The organism is Hymenobacter artigasi, from assembly GCF_012275535.1.
In the GTDB taxonomy this organism is placed as follows: Bacteria; Bacteroidota; Bacteroidia; order Cytophagales; family Hymenobacteraceae; genus Hymenobacter; species Hymenobacter artigasi.
Window position 1 is genome coordinate 37,136 of the sequence record NZ_JAAVTK010000007.1, and the last position, 26,923, is coordinate 64,058.

The 26,923-nt window shown below is 61.3% G+C and carries 21 protein-coding genes; 4 read left to right on the forward strand and 17 right to left on the reverse strand.

Features of this window, described 5'->3' with window-relative positions:
- Positions 1–94: 94 nt before the first annotated feature.
- From pruA to HBN54_RS12530, 8 genes are all read right to left on the reverse strand, one after another.
- Positions 95–1,759: an L-glutamate gamma-semialdehyde dehydrogenase gene (gene pruA, locus HBN54_RS12495; RefSeq protein WP_168673551.1), complete on the reverse strand. Its 1,665-nt coding sequence runs from the start codon at positions 1,757–1,759 to the stop codon at positions 95–97.
- A 123-nt stretch (positions 1,760–1,882) separates the two neighbouring features.
- A complete protein-coding gene (locus HBN54_RS12500; RefSeq protein ID WP_168673552.1) occupies positions 1,883–2,431 on the reverse strand; it encodes a hypothetical protein in 549 nt (182 codons plus the stop codon).
- 107 nt (positions 2,432–2,538) lie between these two features.
- On the reverse strand, positions 2,539–3,237 hold the full coding sequence (locus HBN54_RS12505) for a YjjG family noncanonical pyrimidine nucleotidase (protein ID WP_168673553.1): 699 nt from the start codon (positions 3,235–3,237) through the stop codon (positions 2,539–2,541).
- A 156-nt stretch (positions 3,238–3,393) separates the two neighbouring features.
- A complete protein-coding gene (locus tag HBN54_RS12510; protein WP_168673554.1) occupies positions 3,394–4,332 on the reverse strand; it encodes a geranylgeranylglycerol-phosphate geranylgeranyltransferase in 939 nt (312 codons plus the stop codon).
- Between the two features lie 147 nt (positions 4,333–4,479).
- Positions 4,480–4,674, reverse strand: coding sequence for a cold-shock protein (locus tag HBN54_RS12515; RefSeq protein ID WP_168673555.1), 195 nt, complete (start codon positions 4,672–4,674; stop codon positions 4,480–4,482).
- A 148-nt stretch (positions 4,675–4,822) separates the two neighbouring features.
- Positions 4,823–5,059 carry a Fe-S cluster assembly protein IscX gene (gene iscX / locus HBN54_RS12520; RefSeq protein WP_168673556.1) on the reverse strand — a complete coding sequence of 79 codons (237 nt, stop codon included), beginning with the start codon at positions 5,057–5,059 and terminating at the stop codon, positions 4,823–4,825.
- A 121-nt stretch (positions 5,060–5,180) separates the two neighbouring features.
- The gene (locus HBN54_RS12525) at positions 5,181–5,516 is read right to left on the reverse strand and encodes a 2Fe-2S iron-sulfur cluster-binding protein (protein WP_210428052.1); all 336 of its coding nucleotides are present in this window, start codon (positions 5,514–5,516) and stop codon (positions 5,181–5,183) included.
- 70 nt (positions 5,517–5,586) lie between these two features.
- Positions 5,587–6,381, reverse strand: a complete 795-nt coding sequence (locus HBN54_RS12530) for a Rossmann-like and DUF2520 domain-containing protein (protein ID WP_168673557.1) — start codon at positions 6,379–6,381, stop codon at positions 5,587–5,589.
- A gap of 242 nt (positions 6,382–6,623) precedes the next feature.
- On the opposite strand from HBN54_RS12530, the gene HBN54_RS12535 reads away from it, so the two are divergent.
- Positions 6,624–10,238, forward strand: a complete 3,615-nt coding sequence (locus HBN54_RS12535; protein WP_168673558.1) for a T9SS type A sorting domain-containing protein — start codon at positions 6,624–6,626, stop codon at positions 10,236–10,238.
- Between the two features lie 377 nt (positions 10,239–10,615).
- Here HBN54_RS12535 and ccsA read toward each other — a convergent pair whose 3' ends face one another.
- The 9 genes from ccsA to HBN54_RS12580 form a co-directional block, all read right to left on the reverse strand.
- Positions 10,616–13,216, reverse strand: a complete 2,601-nt coding sequence (ccsA, locus tag HBN54_RS12540) for a cytochrome c biogenesis protein CcsA (protein ID WP_168673559.1) — start codon at positions 13,214–13,216, stop codon at positions 10,616–10,618.
- Between the two features lie 15 nt (positions 13,217–13,231).
- The gene (locus tag HBN54_RS12545) at positions 13,232–13,564 is read right to left on the reverse strand and encodes a nucleotidyltransferase family protein (protein ID WP_168673560.1); all 333 of its coding nucleotides are present in this window, start codon (positions 13,562–13,564) and stop codon (positions 13,232–13,234) included.
- 2 nt (positions 13,565–13,566) lie between these two features.
- On the reverse strand, positions 13,567–13,965 hold the full coding sequence (locus HBN54_RS12550) for a nucleotidyltransferase substrate binding protein (protein ID WP_210428053.1): 399 nt from the start codon (positions 13,963–13,965) through the stop codon (positions 13,567–13,569).
- A 208-nt stretch (positions 13,966–14,173) separates the two neighbouring features.
- Positions 14,174–14,602, reverse strand: coding sequence for a cytochrome c maturation protein CcmE domain-containing protein (locus HBN54_RS12555; protein WP_168673561.1), 429 nt, complete (start codon positions 14,600–14,602; stop codon positions 14,174–14,176).
- A 133-nt stretch (positions 14,603–14,735) separates the two neighbouring features.
- Positions 14,736–14,984 (reverse strand): CcmD family protein, encoded by a 249-nt coding sequence (locus tag HBN54_RS12560; RefSeq protein WP_168673562.1) that lies wholly within the window; start codon positions 14,982–14,984, stop codon positions 14,736–14,738.
- The gene (locus tag HBN54_RS12565) at positions 14,974–15,729 is read right to left on the reverse strand and encodes a cytochrome c biogenesis protein (protein WP_235955516.1); all 756 of its coding nucleotides are present in this window, start codon (positions 15,727–15,729) and stop codon (positions 14,974–14,976) included. Before HBN54_RS12565 ends, HBN54_RS12560 begins: the two co-directional genes overlap by 11 nt.
- Before the next feature lie 17 nt (positions 15,730–15,746).
- On the reverse strand, positions 15,747–16,445 hold the full coding sequence (locus HBN54_RS12570) for a heme exporter protein CcmB (protein WP_235955517.1): 699 nt from the start codon (positions 16,443–16,445) through the stop codon (positions 15,747–15,749).
- Positions 16,446–16,571: 126 nt separating this feature from the next.
- Positions 16,572–19,850 carry a PD40 domain-containing protein gene (locus tag HBN54_RS12575; protein ID WP_168673563.1) on the reverse strand — a complete coding sequence of 1,093 codons (3,279 nt, stop codon included), beginning with the start codon at positions 19,848–19,850 and terminating at the stop codon, positions 16,572–16,574.
- Positions 19,851–20,050: 200 nt separating this feature from the next.
- Positions 20,051–21,127: an NAD(P)/FAD-dependent oxidoreductase gene (locus HBN54_RS12580; protein WP_168673564.1), complete on the reverse strand. Its 1,077-nt coding sequence runs from the start codon at positions 21,125–21,127 to the stop codon at positions 20,051–20,053.
- Positions 21,128–21,281: 154 nt separating this feature from the next.
- On the opposite strand from HBN54_RS12580, the gene HBN54_RS12585 reads away from it, so the two are divergent.
- The 3 genes from HBN54_RS12585 to porU all read left to right on the forward strand — a co-directional run bounded on the left by HBN54_RS12585 (position 21,282) and on the right by porU (position 26,909).
- Positions 21,282–21,923, forward strand: a complete 642-nt coding sequence (locus HBN54_RS12585) for an MBL fold metallo-hydrolase (protein ID WP_168673565.1) — start codon at positions 21,282–21,284, stop codon at positions 21,921–21,923.
- Positions 21,924–22,042: 119 nt separating this feature from the next.
- Positions 22,043–22,738, forward strand: a complete 696-nt coding sequence (locus HBN54_RS12590; protein ID WP_168673566.1) for a CDP-alcohol phosphatidyltransferase family protein — start codon at positions 22,043–22,045, stop codon at positions 22,736–22,738.
- A 148-nt stretch (positions 22,739–22,886) separates the two neighbouring features.
- A complete protein-coding gene (porU, locus tag HBN54_RS12595; protein WP_168673567.1) occupies positions 22,887–26,909 on the forward strand; it encodes a type IX secretion system sortase PorU in 4,023 nt (1,340 codons plus the stop codon).
- Positions 26,910–26,923: the final 14 nt, after the last annotated feature.

Consider the following 26,923-nt stretch of genomic DNA (forward strand, 5'->3'; position numbering starts at 1 on the left):
ACGAAAGCCGCTTCTGGTGCAGAAGCGGCTTTCGTGTTTTAAAATATGCGAGGAAACTGCTTCAAGATAAAAAAACAGTTCCGGTGGCCAGCTACTACAAACCCTTGTCGCGGTTCAAATCCTCCTTGGGCTCCGAGCCCAGGAAGGGGTAGCGGTAGTCCGTCACGGGCACGAAGGTTTCCTTGATGGCGCGGGGCGACACCCAGCGCAGCAGGTTCAGGATGGAGCCGGCCTTGTCGTTGGTGCCGGAGGCGCGAGCGCCGCCGAAGGGCTGCTGGCCGACCACGGCGCCGGTGGGCTTGTCGTTGATGTAGAAGTTGCCGGCAGCGTGGATGAGCTTCTTCGAGGCCAGGTCGATGGCGTACCGGTCCTGCGAGAAGATGGCGCCGGTGAGGGCGTAGGGCGAGGTCGAATCAACCAGCTCCAGCGCTTCTTCGAATTTGTCGGCGTCGTAGACGTACACCGTTACCACGGGGCCGAACAACTCGTCGCACATCGTGATGTATTTCGGGTCTTTGGCCACGATGACGGTGGGCTCGATGAAGTAACCTTTCGACTTGTCGTAGCCGCCGCCGGCGATGATTTCGGCGTTCGGGTCGGCTTTGGCACCGTCGAGGTATTTGGCGAGCTTATCGAAGGAACGTTCGTCGATAACGGCGTTGATGAAGTTGCCGAAGTCTTCCACGTCGCCCATTTTGAAGGAGGCGAGGTCTTCCTTCACGTAGCCGAGGATTTCATCGGCCAAGTTGCTGGGGAGGTACACGCGGGAGGCGGCAGAGCATTTCTGGCCCTGGTACTCGAACGCGCCGCGCGAGATGCCTACGGCCACGGCTTTGGCGTGGGCCGAGGGGTGAGCGAGGATGAAATCTTTGCCGCCGGTTTCGCCCACAATGCGGGGGTAGGACTTGTAGCTGGCAATGTTCTGGCCGATTTCCTGCCAGATGGTCTGGAACACCTTGGTAGAGCCGGTGAAGTGGATGCCGGCGAAGTCGCGGTGCTTGAACACCACATCGCCCACCACGGGGCCATCGGCGTAAATCAGGTTGATGACGCCGACGGGCACGCCGGCTTCCTCGAATAGCTCCATCAGCACCTGTGCTGAATAAACCTGGGTATCGGCTGGTTTCCAGACCACCACGTTGCCCATCATGGCCACCGACGAGGGCAGGTTGGCGGCGATGGACGTGAAGTTGAACGGCGTGAGGGCGAACACGAAGCCCTCCAAGGGGCGCTGCTCCAGGCGGTTCCACATGCCGGGCAGGCTTTCGGGCTGCTGCTCGTACACCTGCCGCATGAAGTGCACGTTGAAGCGGAAAAAGTCAATCAGCTCGCAGGCGGCGTCGATTTCGGCCTGGAAGGCATTCTTGCTCTGGGCCAGCATAGTGGCCGCGTTGATGCGGGCACGGTAGGGACCGGCCAGCAAATCGGCCGCTTTCAGGAAGATGGCGGCGCGGTGCTCCCAGGGCATTTCGGCCCAGGCGGTGCGGGCGGCCAGGGCGGCGTCGATGGCCTGCGTAACGTGGCTGGCATCGCCGTAGTGGAAATGGCCCAGGGTGCGCTGGTGGTCGTGCGGCGGGCTGATGCGCTTGAGGTTGCTGGTACGCACTTCCTCGCCGCCGATGTGCATGGGAATATCCAGCTCCAGCTTCTTCAGGCGCTGCAGCTCCTGCTGCAGCTCCAGCTTCTCTTTCGAGCCGGGCGCGTAGCCTTTGACGGGTTCATTAATCGGGACGGGAACGTTGAAAAAGCCGTTGGCCATAGTCGAATGAATTTTGAGGTGGGAGTAGGGCAAAGGTAAGGGGGCGGATTTCCCGCCGTGTTTCGCCGTGTTTTAATGGAACTGCTATTTTAACAATAATGCGAAAAGGCGCGAAAAATGCTTCTATAGCCGTTTCAGTAGCTCACGCACCTGCCGCGTGAGGTCGTCGCGGGAACCGGTGTTGTGCAGGGTCGCGGCAAAGTTTGGGTAGTCGTCCATCGCAATTTCGCTGGGATGGTTGTCGTCGCGGGTGCCGTCGCCGCGCTGCTGGAGCGGGTCGCCTTCCACGCGCAGCATGAGGCCGCCACGGGCGCGGATGGGGTCGGCCTCGTTGGCGAAGCGGATGTCGGGTACGAGTATGAAGGCATCGGGCGGCAAGGCAGCAAAGAAAGCATCGACCCACACCAGCGGCTCCCAGTCGCGCAGGGCCTGGCCTACTTGCTGGAGCATTTCGCCCCGCGTGCGGTGGAAGGTGGGCACCAGCTCGGCCTTGCCTTTCTGGGAATAATAGGGGGCCACAGCTTCGCCCGAAAGGGCGGCGCAGACGGCTTTAATGGAATCGCCGAAGGAGCGGATTTGCCAGTTGCGCTCGGGCTGGAGCTGCTGAATGAGGCGGGCCACGGTGTCTTTGCCGCTGCCCCGGCGGCCGGAGAGGCCAATGAGGTGTATCATTTTGGTGCTTGGTTGTTGGTGCCTGGTGCTTGGTGAAAAGCACTAGGCTCAATTACTGCTGTTTACAGAAAAGAGCCAAGCACCAAGCACCATCAACCAAGCACCAATTACAAAAACGTCTTCAGTTCGCTCAAACAGCTAATTTCGTGCGTTATCGTATTGAAATGCCGCCGTTTATCAGGGTTGAAATACACCTGGTCGATGCCGGCGTTGTGGGCGCCCAGCACGTCGCATTCCAGGTTGTCGCCAATCATAAGACTTTCGGCGGCGGTGGCGCCGGTGCGCTCCAAGGCGTGCGCAAACATGCGCGGGTCGGGCTTGAGGTGGCCGCTGTGCTCGGACGTGATGAGCTCCTGGAAGTAGTGCGTGAGGTTGGACGAATCCAGCTTGAGGGCCTGCACATCGTTGAAACCGTTGGTGACGAGGTGCAGGTGGTACTTGGGTTTGAGGTAGTCCAGCACCTCGTGGGTGTAGGGAAATACCGCCGATTTCAGGGGCAGCAGGTCCGTAAACTCATCCGAAATATTGGTCGGGATGTCAGCTTCGGCCACGCCCAGCTTCGTCAGCGTCCGCACGAAGCGGGTTTCGCGCAGCTGCTTCTGCGTGATTTTATTGTTCTGGTACATGCGCCACAGCGCGTGGTTGATGTCGCTGTACACGCTGATAAACTGCTCCACCGCAAAAGTGCTGTAGCGGGCGAAATCGTGCCGCTCATACAGCGTGTGCAGGGTTTCGTTGGCGTTTTTCTCGAAGTCCCAAAGGGTGTGGTCGAGGTCGAAGAAGAGGTGACGGTATTTCGATTTCATTTTACAGTTATCAATTAACATTTAACACCCCACGACGTCAGGCTGAGCGCAGTCGAAGCAGCTCTACTACGGTAGTAATTACTGACCTAAACAACGAAGCGGTAGAGAAGCTTCGGCTGCGCTCAGCCTGACTATTCTTTTCGTATTGTTCTTGCATCACAGCGAGCCCGCCAGGGCCATGCTCAGCACGCCCGCCAGCATAATGCCCTTACAGAACGTGCTGAGGTGGCGGAAGTGCCGTCGCCGGTCGGCCCGAATGAGCAGGCGCGTCAGCTGGGCCATGGGCAGCAGCACCAGCAGCAGCAGCCACAGCGCCAGCGGCCAGTGCCCGCTCACCAGCAGCTGGCCCGTAGCGCCCAGCGTGAGCAGCGCCAGGCAGGCCAGGAAAAAGCCCGCCACCCACTTGGTGCGCGCCACGCCCCACACCAGCGGCACCGTGCGGCAGCCGTGCTGGGCATCGCCGCGCATGTCTTCCACATCTTTCACAATTTCGCGCACCATGGTGAGCAGGAACGCGGCCAGCGCGTAGGGCCACACCACGCTGTTGTTGTCGTGGCGCTGCAGCTGCAATTGCAGCTCGGGCAGCAGCACCAGCGCCGCCGTGAGGGTGGCAATGCTGAGGTTGCCCACCAGCGCCATGCGCTTGAAGCGGGCCGAGTAGCCCCACAGCAGCAGCGCCGCGCCCAGCGTGACGGCCCCCAGCACGGGGTGCAGCCAGCCGGCCACCAGCACGCCCACGCCGCTGAGCACCATGTGGGCCAGCATGGCCATGCGCCGGTTCACCACGCGGCCAATCACCAGCCGGTCGGGCCGGTTGATGGCGTCGATTTTTACGTCGTAATAGTCGTTGATGATGTAGCCCGCCGCCGCTACCAGCAGCGCTGCCCACACCAGCAGGCCGAAGCGCGGGGCCAGCAGCGACTGCCGCAGCGGCAGCTCAGGCAGCAGCAGGCCGGCCCGCACCAGCGCCAGGCACAGCAGCATAATCAGCAGGTTGGGCCAGCGCACCAGCGTGGGCAGGGCCGTGCGCAGCCCCCCGGTGGGGTGCGGCGTGGGCAGGGCAGGGGCAGGCGGCTTGGGGGGCAGCGGGTTCATCGGCAGAGCGCGGGGCGAAGTGCAAAGGTCGGCGAAAGTGGCGGGCTGTTGGTGGGCGGTGGGGGCGTGCCGGGCACAAAAAAGCCTCTCCGTGGCGGGAGAGGCTTCAGTGATGGCGCGGGGGCAGCCATCAGGGAGTTTTCAAGCTCAGATTTTGCGCACGTTCACGGCATTGATGCCTTTGCGGCCTTCCTGGGTTTCAAATTCCACCCGGTCGTTTTGTTGCACTGTGGTCCCGTTCAGGCCCGTTACGTGTACGAAAAAGTCTTCTTTCGTTTGGTCGTCGGTCACGAAGCCATAGCCTTTGGCTTCGTTAAAAAATTTGATGATGCCGGTTTTCATGCAAAAAACAAAAAGGAAAAGAAAAACCGCCCGGGTAAAGGCTGCGGAAAGGCCTGAAACGGCACCAATAATGCTGTTTCAAACCCGCTTACGCGGGAAGCCAACGCGGGGTTGGCCGGCCGGCGGTTCAGGCTCGTCCGTTATTCTGCTATTGGTTGTCGCGCCACTCATATACCCACTTGGCCTGAATTTGCTCCAGGTGGCCTTCGGTCGATTGCTCGCGGGTACCATCGAAGTTATCCAGGGCCAGTATCCACTCAATCAGTTCGGTGAAGCGGATGCGGTAGATTTTGGCTTCCGTGAAGTCGTCGCCGAACTTCTCGTAGAGGGCCATGGCAATATCCTCGTGGTCGGCCCAGTGCATGGGCGGCTCAAAGTGGTTCATTTCAGGAGTGTTGAATGTTGAGGGTTGAAGGTTGAATGAAAAGTTTGGGAAGTTGAACAGGCTGTTTTCTGATACAGAAACAGTATTCAACCCCCAACTCTTAAAACTCAACACTTCGAAATTAGTGTCCCAGGAAGTGCTGGGGCGGAATGGTGACGACGAGCTGCATATCGGCCTCTACCACGCACTGGCAGGCCAGGCGGGAGTTGATGCGCGGGTTCTCGGCGCGGTCGATGAAGTCCTCTTCTTTATCGGAAATCTCGGGCAGGTCATCGCCGCCGGAGTTGATGTAGACGTGGCAGGTGCTGCAGCCGCACACGCCGCCGCAGTTGTGCTGCAGCTGAATGCCGTTGTTCAGGGCCACGTCGAGCACCGACTCGCCAGAGGCCGCCACGTGGGTCTGGGCCGGCTGGCCGTCGTTGAACTGGAAGGTGATGGTGGTGGCGGAAGCGGACAAAACGAGAAGCGTATAAGACGAATAATAGACGGCATTTGCCGCCGCAAAGGTACTGCCCCCGGTCCCGGCATCAAAGCTGGGCCTGGATGCTGGCCGTGAGCTGCGCGTAGAGCGCCTGCCAGGCCGGGTGGGCCGCCAGGGCGGCGTGGTGAGCGGCCAGCGTGGGCGAATCGTGCCGCACGGCCGGCCCGGTTTGCACGCCGAACGGCGGGTTGGCCAGGGCTTTTGCCACGGTTTCGCGCACCAGCGGGGCCAGCAGCTCGGCGGGCAGGGCGGCCTCGGCCAGCAGGGCATCGGCAATGCCCAACAGGTGGTTGGTGAAATTGTTGGCAAATACGGCGGCCACGTGCAGCTTCAGGCGCTGGGCCGAGTCGAGCTGCCGCACGTGCCGGCTGAGGCTGCCGGCCAGCGCCAGCAGCGTGGCTTCGGCCCGGGCATCGGCCGCCTCAATGCACAGCGGCACCGTGGGCCAGTCGATGGCGCGGCCGGGGCTGAAAGTCTGAAGCGGGTAGAACACGCCGCCGCGCACGGCTGGCTGCACTTCGAAAACGGACAGGGGCAGGGCCCCGGCCAAATGGGCCACCAGTGCCCCGGAGGGCCAGGTGGTGCCGGCCAGCAGCGGGGCTACGGCGGCATCGGGCACGGCCAGCAGGTACACATCGGCGGGGGGCAGGGGCGGGGCCAGGGTAGTCAGGGCGGGCGTGCCGGGCAGCGTGGCCGCCAGGGCTTCGGCGGCCGTGGCCGTGCGGCTCCACACGAAGGCCAGCTGGTGGCCGGCGGCTATCAGCGCCGGCGCCAGCTGGCTGGCCACACGGCCCGCGCCAAACAGGCCAATTCGTAGGGAATCAGGACGATTAATTATCATTAATTAATGATATAATATAAAATTTATAAACAGGATAAACGCTTGACTACGTTATTGCCGCCAGTGCAATGGTTGAGGTCGCTGCAAAAAGGCGCGGGTTCACTGATTTGTGACCAAAGTTTAGCAACTTGTAGCCCCAAAGCTACCGGCTAACCTGTAAGTTAGCTGGCACAGCGGCTGGTTACACTCATTCGCTCAACCCCATAATTCTCCTTATTCACCCATTTTACACCCTCTTTTCAATGAACCACCACTACAATCGTTCGGGGCCAAATGCGCGCTTGCGGCATGCTGCCCTGGCCGCGCTATTCGCGCTGGGCGCTGTGGGCACTGCCCACGCGCAGCTGCCGTACTCGGCAGGTAATACCGCGAATGCCCCGGGTACTTACACTGACCTGGGTACTACTGGCACCGCCATTGCCACGGCCAATACCGATGATGCCAACTCGGCGGCCACGCCCATTGGTTTCACGTTTACCTACAACGGCACAGCCTTCACGGATTTCGTGCTGAACACGAACGGGTTCATCAAGCTCGGAACCACGGCGCCTACCGGCGCGCAGTACACCGATGGTGGCCAAAGCAACGTCAATGGCCCGATAGATGGCGCGGATACGAACCTACTGCTGGCCTTCAACCAGGACCTGACCGCTGGTTCGGCTGGGGGAACCGAGTACCGGGTATCCACTACGGGCACGGCCCCCAACCGGGTGTGCACCATTCAGTGGAAAAACGTGTCGGATAAGGCCCGAGCGGCTTCTGCCTCGTCGGCAGCAGTGGGCACGCAGTACGCCAACTTCTCCTTCCAGGCGAAGCTGTACGAAACCAGCAACCAGATTGACTTCGTGTACGGCACGGCCACGGCCGGAGCCATCGGTGTCGACCTCGCCAAGTTTGGCATCGTGGGCCTGAAAGGCACCAACACCGCTTCGGCTATTCTGGGCGTGAAGTCCTCGGGTACACCGTGGTCAGGCACAACATTTATCACCGGTCCTTACACGGCCAACGGCCATAACTTCCGCGGGACCGTACTGCCCGACCCGGGCCGTACGTACCGCTACACCATTCAGGTGGCCAATGATGCGGCGGCGGCCAATGTTCAGGGCTACGGCTCGCTCCCCGTGCCGGTGGGCAACCCGTTCTCGCTGCGTGGCTTGGTTCGCAATGCCGGCAACACGGCCCTCGGCGCTACTGCCGTGACGCTGACTATCAGCGGGGCCAATACGTACACCCAAACAGCTAACGTGGCCGCACTGGCGGTGGGCGCTTCGGGCGTGGCAACCTTCCCGGGCATCTCGCTACCCAACGTGGGCAGCAACACGGTGACCATTTCGGTGCCGAGCGATGGGAACAATACCAACAACTCCTTCTCGCAGACGATGGTGACGAGCGCCACGGACTTCTCGTTCATCGCGCCGGGCATTCCGCAGACCAGCAGCTACGGCTTCACGCCGAATGCGACGGGCTTCACCAGCGCCTTCTGCGGCAAGTTTACGGTGAGCGCGGCCCGGGCCGTGACCACGGTGCGCGCCGTGATTGGGGCCGATGCCAACCTGGTGCCCAACACCGCCAATGGCCAGCGCAGCACGACCGTATTTGGCGTGGTAATCAACGCCACGACGGGTGCGCTGCTGGGCCGCTCGCCCGATTATGTGCTGACCTCGGCCGACCTCGGCCAACTGCACAGCTTCACGCTGTCGGCCCCGGTGACGGTGCCCGCCGGCGATTTCCTCGTCGGACTGGCCCAGGTGACGGTTGCCAACGGCTTCCAGGTATTCCCGATGGCCTACCAGGCCGAAGACCCTGCCCGTCCGGGTCTGTTCTTCAGCTCCGGCGTTTCGACGACAGGAACTCCGACTGATGCCACCGCCAACAACGCCCGCTACATGCTGGAAGCCGTAACGGCTGCTCCTTCTACCAACGATGTGGCCGTGAACGAAATTCAGGGCTACGGCTCGGTGGCCGTGCCGGTGGGCAACCCCTTCGGCCTGCGTGCCGCCGTGAGCAACGGCGGTGCCGCCGCTCTGACCAACGTGGTAGTGACGCTGAACATTACCGGTGCCAACACCTTCACTCAAACCCAGACGCTGACTTCGGTGGCCGTGGGAGCCTCGGCCCAGGTGAGCTTCATCAACATCACACTGCCCAACGTGGGGGCCAACACCGTAACCGTAACGGTGCCCAACGACGACAACAACACCAACAACTTGGCCACCCAGACGATGGCTACCAGCGCTACCCGTTTCTCGTTTATCACGCCGGGCGTAGCTCAGACCAGTAGCTTTGGCTTCGCCTCGACTGCTGCTGCCCGCACGCTGGCCTTCTGCGGTAAATTCACCGTGAACGCCGCCCGCGACGTAACGGCCGTGCGTGCCGTGATTGGCAACGACCCCAACCTAGTATCCACGCCCAGCACGGTATACGGGGTGGTGGTGAACGCCACGACCGGAGCCGTAATTGCTCGTTCGGCCGATTACCTGATTACCACGGCCGACCTGGGCCAGCTGCATACCTTCAGCCTGACAGGCAACGTGCCCGCCGGCGATTTCCTCGTGGGCCTGGCGCAGGTGCTGCCGGCCGGCACTACCTCGACCCAGGTATTCCCAATGGCCTATCAGGCCGAAACGCCTGCCCGCCCCGGCACCTTCTTCACGGCAAATATCACGGCCCCTGCTGCTCCGGTTGATGCTGCCGCTAACAACTCTCGCTTCATGCTGGAGGCCGAGTTGGCTACTCCTAATACGTGCCCTACGCCTACGGCCCTGGCCATCACGGGCAGCACGGCTACGTCGGCTTCGTTCTCGTTCACGGCTGCTGCCGGTGCTACGGGCTATCAGATTGTGTACGGCGCGCAGGGCTTCACGCCCGGCGGTGCCGGCAGCACTACCTCGGCCACCTTCACCGGTACCACCTACACGCTGACTGGCCTGTCGGCCAGCACGACCTACGATTTCTACATCCAGACCATTTGCAGCGCCACGTCGCAAAGCGGCTTTGGCGGCCCGGTACGGGTGACCACGGCCTGCACGCCGCCCACCATCGCCGCCTTCCCCTACGCCCAGAACTTCGACGTAGTAGCGGCCAACCAGGCATTGCCCTGCGGCATCACGGTAACCGATGTGAACAACGACGGCTTCACTTGGCGCGCCACCAGCACCGTGGTAGACCCCGCCGCCACCAACGTGGCCCGCTCGGCTCCCAATGCCATGGTGTACTCCTACAACAACCAGGGCCCAACCCCCACGGTAGCGGCCAACGACTGGTTCTTCACCCCGGCCTTGAGCCTGGTGACCACGCAGCGCTACCGCGTGTCGTTCTACTACCGTGTAGCCACCGGTGGCTACACCGAAGGCCTGGAAGTGAAGTACGGCACCGCCGCTACGCCTACTGGCCAGACCAACCTGCTCTACACCAACACGGCCATGACCAGCGCTGCGTACCTGCTGGCCAGCAACGCCACTACCCCAGCTGTGCTCGACATCACGCCCGCCACGTCGGCCAACTACTACGTGGGCTTCCATGCCATCAGCTTGGCCAACCAGGGCTTCCTGGCCGTGGATGACCTCTCCATCACGGCCGGCCCGCTGGCTACTTCGGAGGCGCTGAAGCGCGCCGTGAGCGTGTTCCCGAACCCTTCGAACACGGGCGTGTTCAACCTCGAAATTCACGGGGCCAACGCCAAGCAGGCCATGAGCGTGGAAGTAACCAACATGCTCGGTCAGCGCGTGTACACGGGCTCGGCCAAGGACAATTTCAGCAACAGCGTGAATCTGTCGTCGCTCGCTTCGGGCATCTACTCCATCAAAGTCCGTAACGGCGAGGAGTACACCCAGCAGCAGATTTCGATTGTCAAGTAAGCTTCGGCTTCGCTTGACTTCGGCAAAAGGGCCGCCCATTGGGCGGCCCTTTTTGCGTCTGCGTCAGTAAGTTAATGCCGGGTTTGAAAACCTGATTCGTACTCTAGTAAAGAAGGTTACATGCCTGATATACTCGTCTCGAATGAGATTGCGAAACGGAGGTAGGGTGCGGAGCTTGCCCCCGCCCGTCGTTGAACGGCTACAACCGCCTCGTTCAATGACGGGCGGGGGCAAGCCCCGCACCCTACTTCGCAATAATTCTAACTCAATTACCCGCTTTAGAAGCATGATTGCCAGAGCTATTGGCTAGTATGCCAGCATAACAAAAAGGCCATTTCTGCGCGCAGAAATGGCCTTTTTGTTTCTTATTGAGCGGTTTACCCTACTGGCTGGGGCCGAACTGCCCGCCCGCTGGACTCGGCCGGCGCTTCGGCTTCGGCCGATGTATCGGCCAGCACGCCCTTGCCGCCGCGCTGCCGCACGCTCAGGCCGAAGCCGAGGGCCATGAGCAGCGTGCCGCTCCAGAGCAGGTTGATGAAGGGTTTTTCCATTGCCTTCAGAATCACGTAGTCCTTTTGGGTGGTGCTCACGCCGAAGGTGAACTTGCCCTTGGCCGGGTCCACGGCGTTGAAGGTGATGCGGACGCCGAGGTCTTCGGCCTCGTCGGGCAGGCTGCCCACCATGCGGTTGCGCACCACAAACACCGGGTGCACGTGGTACTGACGCTTTTCGCCGTACACAATCATGTCGGCCTGCAGGGCGAGGTCGCCTTTTTGCAGGTTGAGGCCGGCGGTTTCGTGCGCCGCCTCCACGGCCCGGAATACGGCAAAGTAGTCGTTCAGGAAAATGGTGTCGCCCACGCTCAGCACCGACTCTTTGGCCTCGCTCCAGGGTTTCTCCTTGCGGGGGTCGAGCACCGAGCTGATGTGCGTATAGATGTCGTGGCCCGCGAACTTCTTGATGGCGGGCGAGGCCAGCAGGCCACCCATTTCCTCGTTTACCTGGGCCCGGGGGTAAAGCGTGAACTGCTCGCCCGACTTCTGGTCCTTGTAATTGATGCGATAATAGGTGTTTTCGGGCAGGATTTCAACTGTATCGCCGGTGGTGTAGTAAGTTTTACCATCAACGGCAATGGGCGTGCGGGCCACGGCCTTGTAGTCGTCGTCGGTGCGGTACAGAAACTGCTTATCCACGTAGCCGGGCACACCGGGCACCTCAAAGAACTGGCCCGTGTAGGTGAGCTGGTAGCCGTGCATGGGCGCGGTTTCGTTGCGCCACAGCAGCACGTTGTCGCGGTTCAGGTCTTCGGTAAACTCCCGCGAATACAGCAGGCCCGACACGTTGCGCGAAATAATGCTGGAGTAGCCCGACGAGGCCAGAATACCCAGCAGCATCAGTGCAATGCCCAGGTGAGCTACCGCGCCACCCGACAGCCGCACCCCGCGTCGCAGCAGCGTGAAGATGGTGCCGAAGTTGGCCAGCACCCCAAACAGGCCCGCCAGCGTGAGCACCACGTAGGCCGGCGAAATCGTGAGGTCGTTGTAGCGCACCAGCAGCACCACCAGCGCCGTGCCCAACAGCGCCAGCAGCGTGGGCGCGGTGAGGGAGTTGATGAGGGTTTCCTTGGTATTGCGCTGCCACCACATCACCTGCGCGATGCCCGAAAGCAGCGCCACGCCCACGCCCATCCAAAGCTGCAGCTTGGAGTAGTGGGCAATCTGGTCGGCGGGCAGGGCCACGTTGGTCTTGATGCCAATCAGGCCCATGAAGGAGTTGTAGACCGGAATACTGGTGGTGAACAGCACCTGGAACGCGCCCAGGCACAGCACCGTGGCCCCCACAAACACCCACAGCTCGGGGTTGTAGGCGTTCAGCTCTTTGGCCGAAATGGGAATCTCTTTCCAGCGCCAAATCAGCAGGGCCACGGCCAGCACCGTGAAGAAAGCCAGGTAGAGGAACAGTTGGCCCGACAGGCCCAAATCGGTGAACGAGTGCACCGAGGCATTGCCCAGCACGCCGCTACGGGTGAGGAAGGTGGCGTAGAGGATGAGGATGAACGTGGCCACCACCAGCGCAAACGCGGTGCGCAGGCCGGTGCGGCGCTTCTGCCACAGCACCATGCCGTGCAACGAGGCCACCAGCACCAGCCACGGAATGTACACGGCGTTTTCGACCGGGTCCCAGTTCCAGTAGCCGCCGAAGTTCAGCGTTTCGTAGGCCCAGTAAGCACCCATTACCACGCCCACGCCCAGCACGCCGCCGCCGATGAGCGTCCAGGGCAAAGCGGGTTTCACCCAGGCCGTGAGCTCCTTTTTCCACAGGGCGGCGATGGCGAAGGCAAACGGTACCAGCGTGAGTGCAAAGCCCAGGAACAGCGTGGGCGGGTGAATCACCATCCAGTAGTTCTGGAGCAGGGCATTGAGGCCGGTGCCGTCTTTGGGCACGAAGTTGGGGTTCATCTTCCACACCGGCAGGTCTGTCAGGAACTCGCGCAGTAGGATAAAGGGCGACGAGCCAATTTTCACCCCGCCGAGTACCACGCCGACAATCATGCTCACCAGAAACACCTGCACGCCGCTGAACACGGCCATTACGGGTGCTTCCCACTTCTTATTGTAGCGCATGATGAACAGGCCGATAATCACATGCCAGAAAATCCAGAGCAGGAATGAGCCCTCCTGACCTTCCCAGAAACAGGAAATCATGTACTGCACCGGCAGGTGGTTCGAGCTGTGGCTCCAGGCGTAGTAATACTCGTAGCGGTGCGCGTGAATGATGTTGAACAAGCACACAATCACGGAGATAATGGCGATGGCGTGCACGAAAAACGCGCCGCGCCCCAGCCGCAGCCAGCTGGCATCTTCCTCGCCCAGCGCCCGGCCCCGCGAGGCCTGGAAATAGCTATACGCCGCCACCAGCGCCGCCGCGAAGGCGAGAATGACGCTGAGGTGGCCGATTTGTCCTACTAATAAGTTCATAAGCAACAAGTAAAATCAGGCGGGTACCGCTGGTGCGGGCGCGCCGGGGCGCACCACTTCATAGCGGGCTAAAATGCGGGGGTGGAAGCTGGCCGGGAGTGTGGCCCAGTCGTGCGTATCCACAAAAATCGGGAGGTTGCTGTCGGTAAGGGCTTCGCGAAACTTGCTGAGCAGGCGGCCGGGCAGGGCCGTAAGGTCGGGGGTGCGCAGCACCAAGTCGAGGTCGCTGCCCTCGTGGTTGTTGCCGTTCACGCGGCTGCCGTAGGCCCACACGGCTACCTCGGCCGGCAGGTGCCGGGCCATCAGGTCGTGGAGCATGGCCACGTAGCGAGGATTAAGGTCAAGCATGGTTAGTCGATGGGTTTGCCGTGCAGCAGCTGCGATAATGCAGTAGCATCAGTCACGAACCGGGGTAGGAGGGTAACAGCAGCCTCCGCAAACCCGGCTCCGTAATCGTGGGCTGTATTGTTGCGGCTGTCGCGGTAGGTAAGCCACCGTTCCGCCTCAAGCGTCGAAAGCAAACCGTATTGCGCCGCCGCGCGAAAAATGTCTTTATACACCAGTGCCTCAGCTTGGCGGTGAGAAGCGTAGTAGGGCCGCAAAGCTTTTTTAAGCAGCTTGCCCGCCAACTCAATGATAATTTCAAACTCTTTCACGCAGGCCGACCGGTACAATTCGTAGAGCACCGAACCGGGCGCGCTCTGCTGCAACAGCAGCAGCGCTTGTTCGAGCGCCTGCGAGCAGCGCAATAGCATAGAAGAGTCAAGGGTTCTCATCGAAAAGGCAAATTTACGGCCGCGCCGCCAGAGCCGGGAGCTTCAATAACAATCGACTGATGAAAAAGTAGTCGCGAAAGAGTTTAGATAGGAACTCAATAATTCAAAAAACCAGGCGGTGCCGGCAACGAAGAGTCGTTGCCGGCACCGCCTGGTTTTTCGGTCAGTAACTAATCAATGCTTAGTTCACCGAAGCCGTTGCGCCCTTCAAATCCTTCTTCACGTATTTGCTGGGGCATTTCAGCAGAATCTGGTCGGCCATGAACACATCGCCCTTCATGCAGCCGGTGATAACAACCTGCTCGGAAGCGTCGAAATCCTGGGGCTTGGGGTTGTTGTATACCACGCGCTGGGCCAAGTGTGTGGTATCGACCAGCGTGAAGGCGAAGTAGTTGGGGTCTGCTACCGGGTCATACTCCAGGCCCATGGGCTTCTTCTGGGAATCGCGGGGCAGCTTGCCTACTACGTGCACTTTAGTGGTGTTGCCCTCGGCGGCACGGGTGCGGGCCTCGCCGAAGCCCACGTAGACGCTGGCATCGGCCGTGGTGCTGAGAATGATGGCGGCAGCGACCGCGATAATGGCAACGATGAACAGATGCGTCTTCTTCATAGACCACGGATTAGCACGGATTTAAGCGGATTTCACGGATTTCGTGGATGGCGCTGGCTCCGGGCGGTTTTTTAATGGGAACAATTGCGAGGTGATAACAAGTCTGGCCGGACTTGGGTGCCCGGCCGGGGCGTTAGGACTTCATTTCTTTTTCGAGGCGGCTCACTTTGCGGTCGAGGCTGATGAGGTAGGCCAACAGGCCCGCCACGATGATGGCCACCACGGCCACCACCACGTAGATTTTGCCGCTGGCGCGCAGGTCATCGGCCATCACCGGGGCCACCTCGGCCGTTTGGGCAAAAGCCAGCGAAGTGAGTAGCAACAGTGGCAGCAGCAGTTGGCAAACGCGCCCTAATGGATGCAGGAAAAGCTTATTGTTCATTGTGTTTCAGTTTCAGAAAAACGTAGCGGCTGCTCACCTGGGCCACCCAGAAGGCAAACAAAATCCAGCCGATAACGGCCGGGTAAAACACCTTGCGCATGGTGTTGTCGAGGTCGTACTGGTTGAAGCCCGGGTTGCCGGTCTGGCCCGGGTGCAGCGAGGGGCCGCTGAGGCGGGGCAGCACAAACAGCAGCGGAATGACTGCCGCAAATGCAAAAATGTTGTAGATGGCCGACACCCGCGCCCGCTGCTGCTCGTCCTGAAACGAACCGCGCAGCACCAGGTAGGCTCCGTAGATGAGCATGGCCACGGCCGCGCCGTTCAGGCGGGGGTCGGGCGTCCACCACGCGCCCCAGGTGAAGCGGGCCCACAGGCTGCCGGTGGCCAAGCCCAGCAGGCCCAGCACAATGCCGGTTTTGGCCGACTCATGGGCCAGTACATCGAGCCGGGCCGAGGGCTCGCGCAGGTAGCGGATGGAATACCACACCGATACGAGTAATACCATCATCATGGCAAACCACATCGGCACATGGAAGAACAGGTTGCGGATGCTCTCGTTCACAATGGGCAGGGCCGGTACCGGGGCCAGAAAGCCGGCTACCGTCGCGCCCACAATCAGCAGCACGGCCAGGCCTTTCCAGAGTGCGCCGCCGCCACGCTGCTCTACCAGACGCTGCCCGCCCCACACGCCGCCCACCGTCATCACGAGGCCCGATACACTGCCAATAATTGCCGCTGTAGTCATAGGTAATTAATTAAAAATCAACCGCGCCACAAAAAAGGAAACAACAGATACGAAGTTGCGCCCACTATCATGTTCAGGGCCAGCAGCGTGAGTAGCGACTGGTGGCTCAGGCCCCGGTCCAGCCCATCGAGCGCATTCTTGCTCACCTTGATGAGCAGCAGCAGCATGGGCACCATCAGCGGGAAGCCCAGGATGGCCATGAGCGTGGCCCCGTTGCCGCCTGCCTTCGCCGCAATGCCCGACACCAGCGTGAGCGTAGTGGCAAAGCCCACGGCCCCCAGCAGCAGGTTGGCCACAAACAGCGGTGCATCCTGAATCGGGTTGCCCAGAAACACCGTATAAAGAAACAGTCCCAGCAAGGCCACTGCCGTTAGCAGTAGCGTGTTATACAGCATTTTGGCCAGAATCACGGCCTGAGGCCGCACCAGCGTGTAGTAGTACAACCGCTGGCCCGGGCTTTCCTGCATAAAGCCTTTGGCCACCGCGTTCAGGGCCGCAAAGAGCAGAATAACCCACAGCAGCGCGTTCCAGGCCGGCGGGGGCGGGGTGCCGCCGCGCAGGCTGAAGCTCAGGAAGCACACAAACACCGTGCTGCCCACGTACAGCAGCAACCCGCCCAGCGCCGCCCGCTGCCGCCATTCGAGGCGGAAGTCTTTGGCTAACAAGGTGGAGATTTCGCGGAGCAGCACTGGCAGGGGTTCAGTTTCGGGCTGCAAAGATAGACCACAGATTGAACGGATTTTAACGAATCGAACGGATTACCTGTGGTCCAGCCCGTTGGTATTGTCCGGGTAGAACCACAAATAATCCGTTCAGTTCGTTGAAATCCGCAGAATCTGTGGTTAAAAGTCGTAGCCCAGCGTGAAGTAGAATTTCGGGCCGTGCGTCACGTAGTCCTTCTGGCCCCAGGCCACATCCACTTTGCCATAAAAGCCCAGCAGCGTGGTGCGGGCACCCACCCCGTAGCCGATGAGCAACGGGTTGCTGAAATTGGTGACCGTAGCCCCAAAATACTGGTTGTACTGCTTGATTACGGTATTGGCCGAGTTGTCGGTGCCAAAGGGGTTGGTGCCCGAATAAGCGGTGCCGGCATCGGTGAAACCTACCAGCTGCAGGTTGCGGAAGAAGCCCGAATAGATGGGCCGGTGCGCGAAATACTGCACAATAGGGATGCGCAGCTCGCTGTTGAACAGCACGTAGCGCGGGCCGCTGCGGGCGCTGTAGTCGAAACCGCGCAGGTTGGTCACAAACTCTTGGTTGAACACTTGGTCGGGGGCCGTGTAGCCGTTCAGGAAGCGGGCATCGGTATAGCCGGCGTTCAGCCAGTCGTCCATGCCGCCAATGCGGAATACCTGCGGCCGGGGACCAAAAAACTGCCCGTAGCTGGCCCGGTTGGCCCACACAATGGAGCGGCTGATTTTCTGGTAGTGGCGCAAATCGACAACGAACTTGCCGAAGCTCAGGCCTTTATCACTCAGGTTGCTCAGGTTCAACACACTGGCCTTCAGACGGGTGCCACTCACCATGTTCACGCCGGTATTGATGCTGTTATCAAATACCAGCTCACCGTTGTAGCCCAGGTAGTTATAGCTCTGGTCGGTTTCCGTGGATACATCGCCCAGCCGGGTGCGCGAGATGCTCACGAAGCGGGGCCCGCCGCGCACGCTCAGGTTGTGGGTGAGCGGGTAGGCAATGGTGGGGGCTATTTCGTGGCGGCCATAGCGGTAGCGGCCATCATCGAGGTCGAAGAAGTAGGCTTGTTTCTGGTAGGCAATTCCCCAGTCATAACGCTTGGTCAGGTTGGTGTATGATGCCCGGATGTTGCTGGTGCGCAGGTCGAACAAGCCGAATAGGCTGGCGTCGATGCGCTGATTTTCGAGCACATCGGTCAGGGCTGCTCTAAACTGCAGGCCGAGGCCCAGCAGCGGGTCCATGTACAGCGAAGTCGACACGTTATCGGCCATAAAGCGCGTATCGTAGCGGAAGGGGCCCGTGATGGCCGGGGCGTCCGCCTGCGCCTTGGCCGTGGCCGCCGCTGCCGTAGAGGCGGCGGTAGGCGTGAGGCGCCGCCGCTTGGCTGCCGCCGCCTGCACGGGTTCGTCTTCCTCAAACTGATAGTCGCTGGTGTTCACCGCTTCGGTGGCCTTGCGGCGCTCGCGGCGGGTAGCCGGCTGGTTATCCGCCGAGTCGGCGGGTTGCGCTGCGGGGGCCGCTGCCCGCGTAACTGCGGGCGCGGCGGGCTTGGGCGCCGCCGCACGCGGGGCCGCCGACCGTTCTTCCAGCGTTTGCTGGCGGGCGGTTTTGGTGAGGGGCACCGAGGCTGGCAGCGGGAACTCGGGGTACACGTACAGGATGTCGCGGGATTGCGCCGGGGCCACAAACACCAGCGCCGAAGTCAGGGGGCTGTAATCAAAGTCCTGGGTGTTGGGCAGCCAGTTGGTCAGCAGCGCGTGCTGCTTGCTTTTCAGCGAATACCGGTACAGGGCGCGCACGCCGCTTTCCTCGCCGAGGTACAGAATTTCATCGTCGGAAATGGCGCGGGGTCGGGTTTCGTTCGAAATCGTGCTCACCAGCGTTTCCACCGGCACGGGGCGGCCATCGAGGTGGTATTGGAACAAATCGTAGTTGTTCACCACGTTCTGGAACGTGGCTGGCCGGGCACGGCCCATCGAATCGAGGTAGCGGTTGGAGCTGAACACCAGCGCCTGCCCGCCGGGCAGGAACACCGGCTGCACGTCGTCGAACAAGTCGTCGGTGAGCTGCTCTACCTTGCGGCTACCGGCGCGCAGCAGGTAAATATCGTTCTGCCCATTGCGCACGGCACTAAATGCCAGCGCCTTGCCATCGGGCGAGTAGCTCATGCTCAGTATCTGGTCGTAGGCGGCGAACAGCGAGGCCGGCCGCGAGAATCGGATGGCCTCGCGCACCCGGCGCACCAGGCCCCGGCCGTCGGCGTCGCGCAGGTGCAGCGCCATTTCTCCCCGGCTCATTTCGGCTACCGCTACCTGGGAGTTGCCGCGCCAGGCCAGCACGGGCAGGCGGGTTTCCACCTGCTGGTCGGGGGTGTGGTAGCCGCCGCGGCTCAGGGTGCGGCGGTGGCGGCCGTCGCGGTCCACCACCATCACGCGGTAGCGGCCGCCTTCGTTCTGGGCGTAAGCTATTTGCTGGCCGTTGGGGCTCACAATGGGCTGCGAGAATACATCGGAATGGCGGTTGCGGCCACTCTGTCGGAATTTCTTGTCGGGCTCGACCAGCGTGGCCACGGGCTGGCCGTTGAGCTCGCGGTAATACGTCAGCCAGTCTTTCAGAAACACCTTAAACGGCACGTTCAGCGACGAGCTGATGCCTACTTCCACATCGCGGGTAATACGCGTCAGGTTCAGGATGTTTTGAATGGTGGTGTAGCCGTAGCGCTCGGCCACGTAGTTCCAGATGCTCTGGCCGGCCAGCTTGGAGTTGCGCAGGAAAAACGGGGCCGTGCGGTTGCCGGTGGGGTACTGCTTGGTCATGTCGCGCATGTAGCCGTCCATGTCCACGCTCCAGCCCTCGGCGGCGTAGGCCGAGGCCCCGCCGATAAACCAGTCGGGCAGCTGCAGCAGGTAGCTGCTTTGCAGCACTTCCTTCAGCGAGCCGCCGTACATCATGTCATTCAGCAGCACCTCGGTAATCTGGGTGCTGAGCTGGCGCTTGAACTCGGTTTCCTCACCGGTGAAAGCAATCTGCACCTTGCTCATGCGGGCCAGCGGGGTTTCGCCGCCGTTTATCTGCTGCTGCGTGGCGGTGAGGCCGATGTTGCTCTGGCGCAAATCACCCACCGAGTTATAAAACAGCAGCGTTGATTTCGAGTAGGGATAATAGCCGATGAGCGCCGTAATGCGCTGTAGCTCCTTCTCGGCATACTCGGCGGCGCGGCGGGCGCTGGCTTGGCCGCCGTCGTAGTACATCACATTGAAATTCTGCGTGCTAAGCTGCTGCCAATGAAGATTCTTGTATTGCACGCGCACTCGGCCGAAGGGCTCCTGCGCCGTTTGGGCGCGGGCCGTGGGCGGGCAAAGCATCGGCAGCAGCAGCGCCAGGACCCCCAGCGTACGCTTCGTAGTAGTGGATAGTGGAATGGTCATAATGAGGGCCAACGAGCAAAAACAAAAATTAATCCGCCGAAACGCTAAAAAATTTGCGGCCTGCACCGCCAATCCAGGTAGGGCCACCCCGGCGGTGCAGGCTACAATAAAAGCAGTGAACGGAGAATTGTTATCCAGCCGCATATCGGCCGGGCAAACAGGGCGCCACCGCCTCAATATAAGCCGGGGTCAATAGGGTTTCAAGTTACGCCAACGGGCTGCAAGGCGTTGTATCGCTGCAAGCTGGCATCGGGCCAAAGCTCGGTCTGGTGAAGGAGCGAATCGGCCAGCATTACTGCCAGCCGTGGGGCCAGCATCACACCCTTGGACCCGTAGCCGCCGCAAAAGCTTAATGCCGGCACGGTGGGGTGGGGGCCCATTAGCGGCCGGCGGTCGCGCACGGCGGGCCGTACCCCGGCTTGCTGCCCCGTCACGGCAAACGGCAGGTCGGTTACCACGGTGAGCCGGGCGGCCAGTTCCTCGCGGCCCACGGCCGTGGGACCATCGGCAAACGGAGGCCAGCGGTAGGTAGCGCCCACCCGAAACCGCCCCGCGCCCACCGGCACCACGTAGGCGCCCCGGTTGAGCACCTGGTCCGGGCTCAGGCCCGCGCAGTCCACATCCAGCACCTCGCCCTGGTTGGGCGTGAGGGGCAGCCAGCTGAAGTACGGGTTGCGCACGGCCGCCGCGCCTTCGCAGCAGATGACGTGGCGGGCCCGCACCTGCCCGGCATACTCGGCTCCATCGGGCTCGAAAACCAGTTTGGTCCAGTCAAACGTTTCGCGGCGCAGCCAGCCGTCGCGGGTGCCCTCGGCGGCCATGCTCGCCAGCAGCTCGCGCACGGCTACGTGGCCGCCGTGCCGCAGCCAGGCCCCGCCGAAGGGGGCATTCACGCCGGGCAGGTCCGGGTCGGTGGTAGCAAAACCAGCCACGAATTCGCCCCACGGATTATCGGCGCTACGGGCCAGCATGGCGTTCTGCTCTTCTATCGAGCTAAATATTTTAAAAATGGGCGCTGCGCTGAAAAACGGCTGCTGGTAGCGCTGCTCCAGCGCGCGGTAGAAAGCCGCCGCGAAGGGCAGCAGCTCGGCCGCCCGCCAGGTGAGGGCGAAGCGCTTGCCGGCCACGGGGTTCATCAGGCCCGCCGCTACGTTGGAGGCCGAGTTTTCCTGGCCGGGGTCGTACACCAGCACTTGGTGGCCCCGCTCGCGCAATACATAAGCCAGCGTGGCGCCCGCAATGCCGTGGCCCACTACCAGAAAATCACAGTCCGTCATGGCCGGCAAGGTAAGAAATAAGAAATGTTGAATGTTGAGGGTTGCGTTTTAAATGGAAGCCGCAGCCCTGATTTCCATTCAAAACGCAACCCTCAACATTCAACATTTCTTTTCTGCCGTACCTTTCCGCATTGCTCAGAACATCTATTTTGCCATGACAGTCGCTGGTTTTACCTTCAACGCTTTTTCCGAAAACACCTATCTGCTCATCGACGAGGCCACCCGGCAGTGCGCCATCGTGGACCCCGGCTGCTACACCCCCGCCGAGCAGCAGGCCCTGCGCGAGTACGTGGAGTACAATAATTTACAGGTAGTACTGCTGCTGAATACCCACGCCCACATCGACCATGTGCTGGGCAATCAGTTTGTGCTGAGCACCTGGCCCGGCACGCCGTTTCTGCTGCACAGCCTCGATTTGCCCACGCTACGCGCCGTGCCCACCTACGCCGGCAACTACGGCTTTCCGCAGTACCAGCCGGACGAGCCCACCGGCGAGCTAGTGGCCGGCCAGCCCGTGCACATCGGCGAAACGGAACTGGAAGTGCGCTTCACACCGGGCCACGCGCCGGGCCACGTCGTATTCTACCACGCGCCCACGGCCACCGTCATCGGCGGCGACGTATTGTTTCAGCGCAGCATTGGCCGCACCGACTTGCCCGGCGGCGACCACGCCACGCTGCTCCACAGCATCGAAACCGAGCTCATGACCCTGCCCGATGCCACCACCGTGCACCCCGGCCACGGCCCCGCCACCACCATCGGCGAGGAGCGGCGCGGCAACCCGTTTCTCATTTAACAATTAACATTTATCATTTAACAACCACCAGCGGGTACTACTCGTGCCGCTAGCTAGGTGAAGGTTAAAGAAGATAAACGAAGTCGTTAAAGTGTTAAATGTTAATTGATAACTGTTAAATGAAAAGACATCTGCCCAACGCCGTTACCTGCCTCAACCTATTGTGCGGCTGCCTGGCGCTGACCAATATTTTTGCCGGCCGGCTGGAAATCGGGGCCTGGTTTGTGGCTGCCGCCGCAGCCGCCGACTTTGCCGACGGCCTGCTGGCCCGGGCCCTGCGCGTGTCCTCCGCTATCGGGAAAGACCTTGATTCGCTGGCCGATATGGTTTCCTTCGGCGTGGTGCCAGGCGCAATTTTCTTTGAGCTGCTCACGCGGAGCGTGGGTGCGGGCGGGCTGCCGGAATGGGCACCCTATTTCGGCTTCGCGGTCAGCATCTTTTCGGCCCTGCGGCTGGCCAAGTTCAACAACGACACCCGGCAGACAACCTCCTTTATCGGCCTGCCCACGCCAGCCTCCACGCTGGTGGTGGCTTCGCTACCGCTCATTCTGGCGTACGACCAGTTTGGCGTTGCGCCCATCATTCTGAATCCCTGGCTGTTGCTGGGCCTCACGGCGCTGCTCTCGGGGCTGCTGGTGGCCGAGCTGCCCCTGTTTGCCCTCAAGTTCAAGAACCTGCGCTGGGCCGATAACCGGCGGCGGTTTCTGTTTATGCTGCTGGCGGCAGGATTATTGCTGGTACTCAAAGCCGCCGCCGTGCCGCTGGTGGTGCTGCTCTACGTGCTGCTCTCGGTGCCGAAAACGGCCGTTCGGTAGCTGCATTGGATGCAGGGACGCAATAAATAGATTATTTGGTTGTTAAGAAGCCATTGCCGGGTGAACCTGCTGCCCGGTAGTGCTGTTGCGGGAACCACTACGTGACGGGTAGGGCAGCCAGGAAACAAGTCTCAATTTACAAAGGTGTATGCGTCTTTCTTTCCTCTTTGTTGCATTCGTGGGAATCATCGTGGGGGCTACAGCTCCGGCGGCTAAAGCCCAATCGGATGGTACCATAGCCCATGGAGTAGTGAAATGGGGGGGCTACATTGAGGTGCCCAGCCTGAACCCCCGCAAGCAGAAAGTGCCTGGCTTCAGTGAAGCCCAACTGGTGCTCGATGACCAGGTTGGCTGGTTTAGCCTGCGCCTGAGCGGGGACGTGCGTCAGGGCGAGTTCCTGAACATGGTGTACGAGCCGTTTTCGGCGGCCGATGCCAAACTATTCAATCTGAGCAAGCTGCCAGCTGGCCCCGAGGCCCAGCTCGTCACCGGCGTTGAGATGAAGCAGGCCGTAACGTTCCTGCGCCTGCGCCCCGTGCGGCGCGGCCCCCAGAGCGGCCAGCCCGAGCGCCTGGTTTCGTTCGACTACCGCTACACGCCCGCCGGGGCCGGCGTGGCCGCTCGCGGCACGGCTTCCACCCGGAATTACGCCGCCCATTCGGTGCTGCAATCCGGCGACTGGTACAAGCTGGGCGTGGCCGAAAACGGCAACAGCAAAAGCGGCGTCTATAAGCTCGATAAAGCCGCGCTGGGCAAGCTGGGCCTGCCCTCGGGCCTCAACCCCAACAACCTGCACCTCTACGGCAATGCCATGGGCATGCTGCCCCAGGCCAACGCCGCCTACCGGCCCGACGACCTGATGGAGAATAACATCATGTTTGTCAATAGTAATAATGACAACGTGCTGGACGACAACGAGTACTTCCTGTTTTATTCGCCCGGGGCGCATACCTGGGCGGCGCAGGGCGGCATGTTCCGGCACCGCAACAACGTTTACACCGATACGGCCTACTATTTCCTGAAGGTGGATGCGCGGCCGGGCCTGCGGGTGCCAGTGAAGGCCGCCGTGCCGGCCACGGGCCAGCCCGTCAGCATTACCAATTTCACCTACCGCGACTTTTACGAGCACGACCTGGTGAACCTGCTGCACTCGGGCCGCAACTGGGTGGGCGAGGGGTTCCAGGTGGGCGGCAAGCAGGAATTTACCCTCGGTGGAATCAGCGATTTGGTGCCGAATAGCCAGGTGCGTGTTACCACGAACCTGCTGGCCAGCTCCTCGGTGGCCAGCGCCTTCCAGGTCACACTGAATGCGCAGCCCCTGGCTACCCAGCTCATTGAGGCCCGGTCCGGTCAGCCGTTCTCGGCCGAAACCATTGTGTCGTCATCTACCAACCAGCTGAGCCTGAGTGTGCCGGGGAATGAGCTGCGGCTGGGGCTCACCTATAATAGCAACGACCCCGGCGCCAGCGGCTACCTCGATTACTTTGAGATTAATGCCGAGCGCCTGCTCAAGCTCAGCGGCCCGCAACTGGAGTTCCGGACGCTGACCAACGTTGGCCCCGGCCGCCAGAACCGCTACGTTTTTGCCGGCCTGCCCACCGGGGCCGTGGTGTGGGACGTGACCAACCCGCGCCGCCCCGAGGCCATGACGCTCGATGCCAGCAGCAGCTTCATCGCGCCGGCCGATACGGTGCGCGAGTTTGTGGCCCTGCAACCTGGTGGCGACTTTAGCGACCACCCGGTGCGGGCCTTTGGCAAAGTAGCCAACCAGGACCTGCACGCGCTCAACAGCACCGTGGGCGCGCCCATGCTGGACCTCGTTATTGTGACGCATCCGACGTTTCTGGCGCAGGCAAAGCAGCTGGCCGCTCACCGCACCACGCACGACAACCTGCGGGTGGCGGTGGCCACTACCGGCCAGATATACAACGAGTTTGGCTCGGGTGGGCAGGACGTGTCGGCCATCCGCGATTTTATGAAGATGCTCTACGACCGCGCTCCGGCCGGCAAAAACATGCAGCTACTGCTGCTGGGCGATGCTTCGTATGATTATAAGTCGGACCCGTACAACGACAAGAGCGCCGAGCCAGACTGGTGGAAAAAAAGGGTGCCGTTTAAAACCGACGCCAATTTCGATGCCTTCAACCAGAACTACGTGCCCACCTACGAGTCGCGGGAATCGCAGTCGCCCTACCCGTCGTACCCGCCCGGTTTCTACGGCCAGGCCAGCTATTCTTCCGATGACTTCTATGGCCTGCTGGATGACAACGAAGGCGAGTGGGACGAGCAGAACCTGGGCAGCGAGCTGTTTGATATTGGCGTGGGCCGCCTGCCGGTGCGCCTGCCCAAGGGCGAGCTGAACAACACCACCCAGGCCCAGCAGATGGTGAACAAGGTGATTAGCTACGATGCCGCCGCCGCCTATGGCAAGTGGCGCAACCGCATCACCCTGGTGTCGGACGATGGCAACAACAACATCTTCATCGACAGCAGCATTGGCTCCGATGGCATTGCCAACATCATCAACGCCACCGCCCCGGTCTACAACGTGCACAAAGTGTACCTCGACCTGTATGCCCAGCAGGCCGTGGCCGCCGGCCAACGCTCGCCCGATGCCAACCGCGCCATCGACCAGTCGGTGGAGCAGGGCTCGCTGATTGTGAACTACCTGGGCCACGGCGGCCCCAAGGGCTTGGCCGATGAGCAGATTGTGACCAACGCCTCGGTGCTGGCCCTGCGCAACCCCAACAACCTCACGTTCTTCACCACCGGCACCTGCGATTTCAGCACGTACGACAATCCCGACTTCACCTCGGCCGGCGAACAGTCGCTCACCGATAACGCCACGGGCGGGGCTGTGGGCCTCTTCACCACCACCCGCGTAGTGGAGGCCGGCCTCAACGCCGGCCTCAACCAGCGCTACTTCAACCGGGTGCTGCAGCCCATCAATGGCCAGATGCCCAACATCGGCACCATTGTGATGATGAGCAAGAACGACTACCAGGCCGGCGGCATCAACAACCGCAACTACACGCTGCTGGCCGACCCCAGCATGGTGCTGGCCTACCCCAAGCAAACGGTGGTGCTCGACAGTGTGCGCCAGCGCGTGGGGAAAGACTGGGTAACTGCCGACACCTTGCACGCGCTGGCGCGCATTCGCCTGCACGGCAAGCTGCTGAACAACGGTGCCCTGAACGCTACGTTTACCGGCCGGGCCCAGGTTACGATTTACGACAAGCCCACCACCGTGATGACCCTCGGCAACGAGCCCGGCGATACGCCCTCGCCGGTCAGCATTCAGGAGAGCGTGATTTATGGCGGGCAGGCCGAGGTGGTGAATGGTCAGTTCAGCCTGGTGTTCGTGGTGCCCAAGGACATTAACTACCAAGTGGGAATGGGCAAAATCAGCCTTTACGCTTCCGATGTCACCCACAGCATCGACGCCAACGGCTACCAGACGCGGCTGGCGGGCGGGGCGTCCCGCAATGCCCCCGAGGACAACCAGCCGCCGCGCATCAGCCTGTTTATGGACAGCAAGGCGTTTGTGTTCGGTGGCCTCACGGGCCAGACCACCACGCTGCTGGCGGACCTGTCCGACGAAAACGGCATCAACACCACAGGCACGGGCATTGGCCACGACATCACGGCTATAATCGACCACGACCCGAATAAGCTGCTGGTACTGAACGAGAGCTACGTGGCCAATGTGGGAGACTTTACCTCGGGCAACGTGAAAAACCTGTTCAAAGACCTGAGCACGGGGCCGCACTCGCTCACTGTGAAGGCCTGGGACACGTATAATAACTCGGCCGAAAAGGAGATTGAGTTCATCGTAGCCCACGATGTGAAGCTGGCGCTCGACCATGTGCTGAACTACCCCAATCCGTTTGCCCACTCCACTACGTTCTTCTTCGACCACAACCAGGCGGGCAGTGAGCCCGACAACCTGGACGTACAAGTGCAGATTTTTACCGTGGCCGGCCACCTGGTGCGTACCCTCAATGCCATTGTGCCCAGCACCGTAGCCCACCAGCAGAGCATCAGCTGGAACGGCCGCGACGATTACGACGACCAGCTGGCCCGCGGCGTATACGTTTATCGCCTCACCGTGCGTTCGCAGCGCAACAATTCGGTGGCGTCGAAATACGAAAAACTCGTCATCCTCAATTAATCCGCTTTTATTTG

Bases quoted from the DNA above. Each gene is read 5' to 3' on its own strand.
- HBN54_RS12565 (WP_235955516.1), bottom strand. From the start codon at position 15,729: ATGACTACAGCGGCAATTATTGGCAGTGTATCGGGCCTCGTGATGACG.
- HBN54_RS12535 (WP_168673558.1), top strand. From the start codon at position 6,624: ATGAACCACCACTACAATCGTTCGGGGCCAAATGCGCGCTTGCGGCAT.
- porU (WP_168673567.1), top strand. From the start codon at position 22,887: ATGCGTCTTTCTTTCCTCTTTGTTGCATTCGTGGGAATCATCGTGGGG.
- HBN54_RS12545 (WP_168673560.1), bottom strand. From the start codon at position 13,564: ATGCTTGACCTTAATCCTCGCTACGTGGCCATGCTCCACGACCTGATG.
- HBN54_RS12585 (WP_168673565.1), top strand. From the start codon at position 21,282: ATGACAGTCGCTGGTTTTACCTTCAACGCTTTTTCCGAAAACACCTAT.
- iscX (WP_168673556.1), bottom strand. From the start codon at position 5,059: ATGAACCACTTTGAGCCGCCCATGCACTGGGCCGACCACGAGGATATT.
- HBN54_RS12560 (WP_168673562.1), bottom strand. From the start codon at position 14,984: ATGAACAATAAGCTTTTCCTGCATCCATTAGGGCGCGTTTGCCAACTG.
- HBN54_RS12575 (WP_168673563.1), bottom strand. From the start codon at position 19,850: ATGACCATTCCACTATCCACTACTACGAAGCGTACGCTGGGGGTCCTG.
- pruA (WP_168673551.1), bottom strand. From the start codon at position 1,759: ATGGCCAACGGCTTTTTCAACGTTCCCGTCCCGATTAATGAACCCGTC.
- HBN54_RS12500 (WP_168673552.1), bottom strand. From the start codon at position 2,431: ATGATACACCTCATTGGCCTCTCCGGCCGCCGGGGCAGCGGCAAAGAC.
- HBN54_RS12510 (WP_168673554.1), bottom strand. From the start codon at position 4,332: ATGAACCCGCTGCCCCCCAAGCCGCCTGCCCCTGCCCTGCCCACGCCG.
- HBN54_RS12590 (WP_168673566.1), top strand. From the start codon at position 22,043: ATGAAAAGACATCTGCCCAACGCCGTTACCTGCCTCAACCTATTGTGC.
- HBN54_RS12580 (WP_168673564.1), bottom strand. From the start codon at position 21,127: ATGACGGACTGTGATTTTCTGGTAGTGGGCCACGGCATTGCGGGCGCC.
- ccsA (WP_168673559.1), bottom strand. From the start codon at position 13,216: ATGAACTTATTAGTAGGACAAATCGGCCACCTCAGCGTCATTCTCGCC.
- HBN54_RS12555 (WP_168673561.1), bottom strand. From the start codon at position 14,602: ATGAAGAAGACGCATCTGTTCATCGTTGCCATTATCGCGGTCGCTGCC.
- HBN54_RS12530 (WP_168673557.1), bottom strand. From the start codon at position 6,381: ATGATAATTAATCGTCCTGATTCCCTACGAATTGGCCTGTTTGGCGCG.
- HBN54_RS12515 (WP_168673555.1), bottom strand. From the start codon at position 4,674: ATGAAAACCGGCATCATCAAATTTTTTAACGAAGCCAAAGGCTATGGC.
- HBN54_RS12505 (WP_168673553.1), bottom strand. From the start codon at position 3,237: ATGAAATCGAAATACCGTCACCTCTTCTTCGACCTCGACCACACCCTT.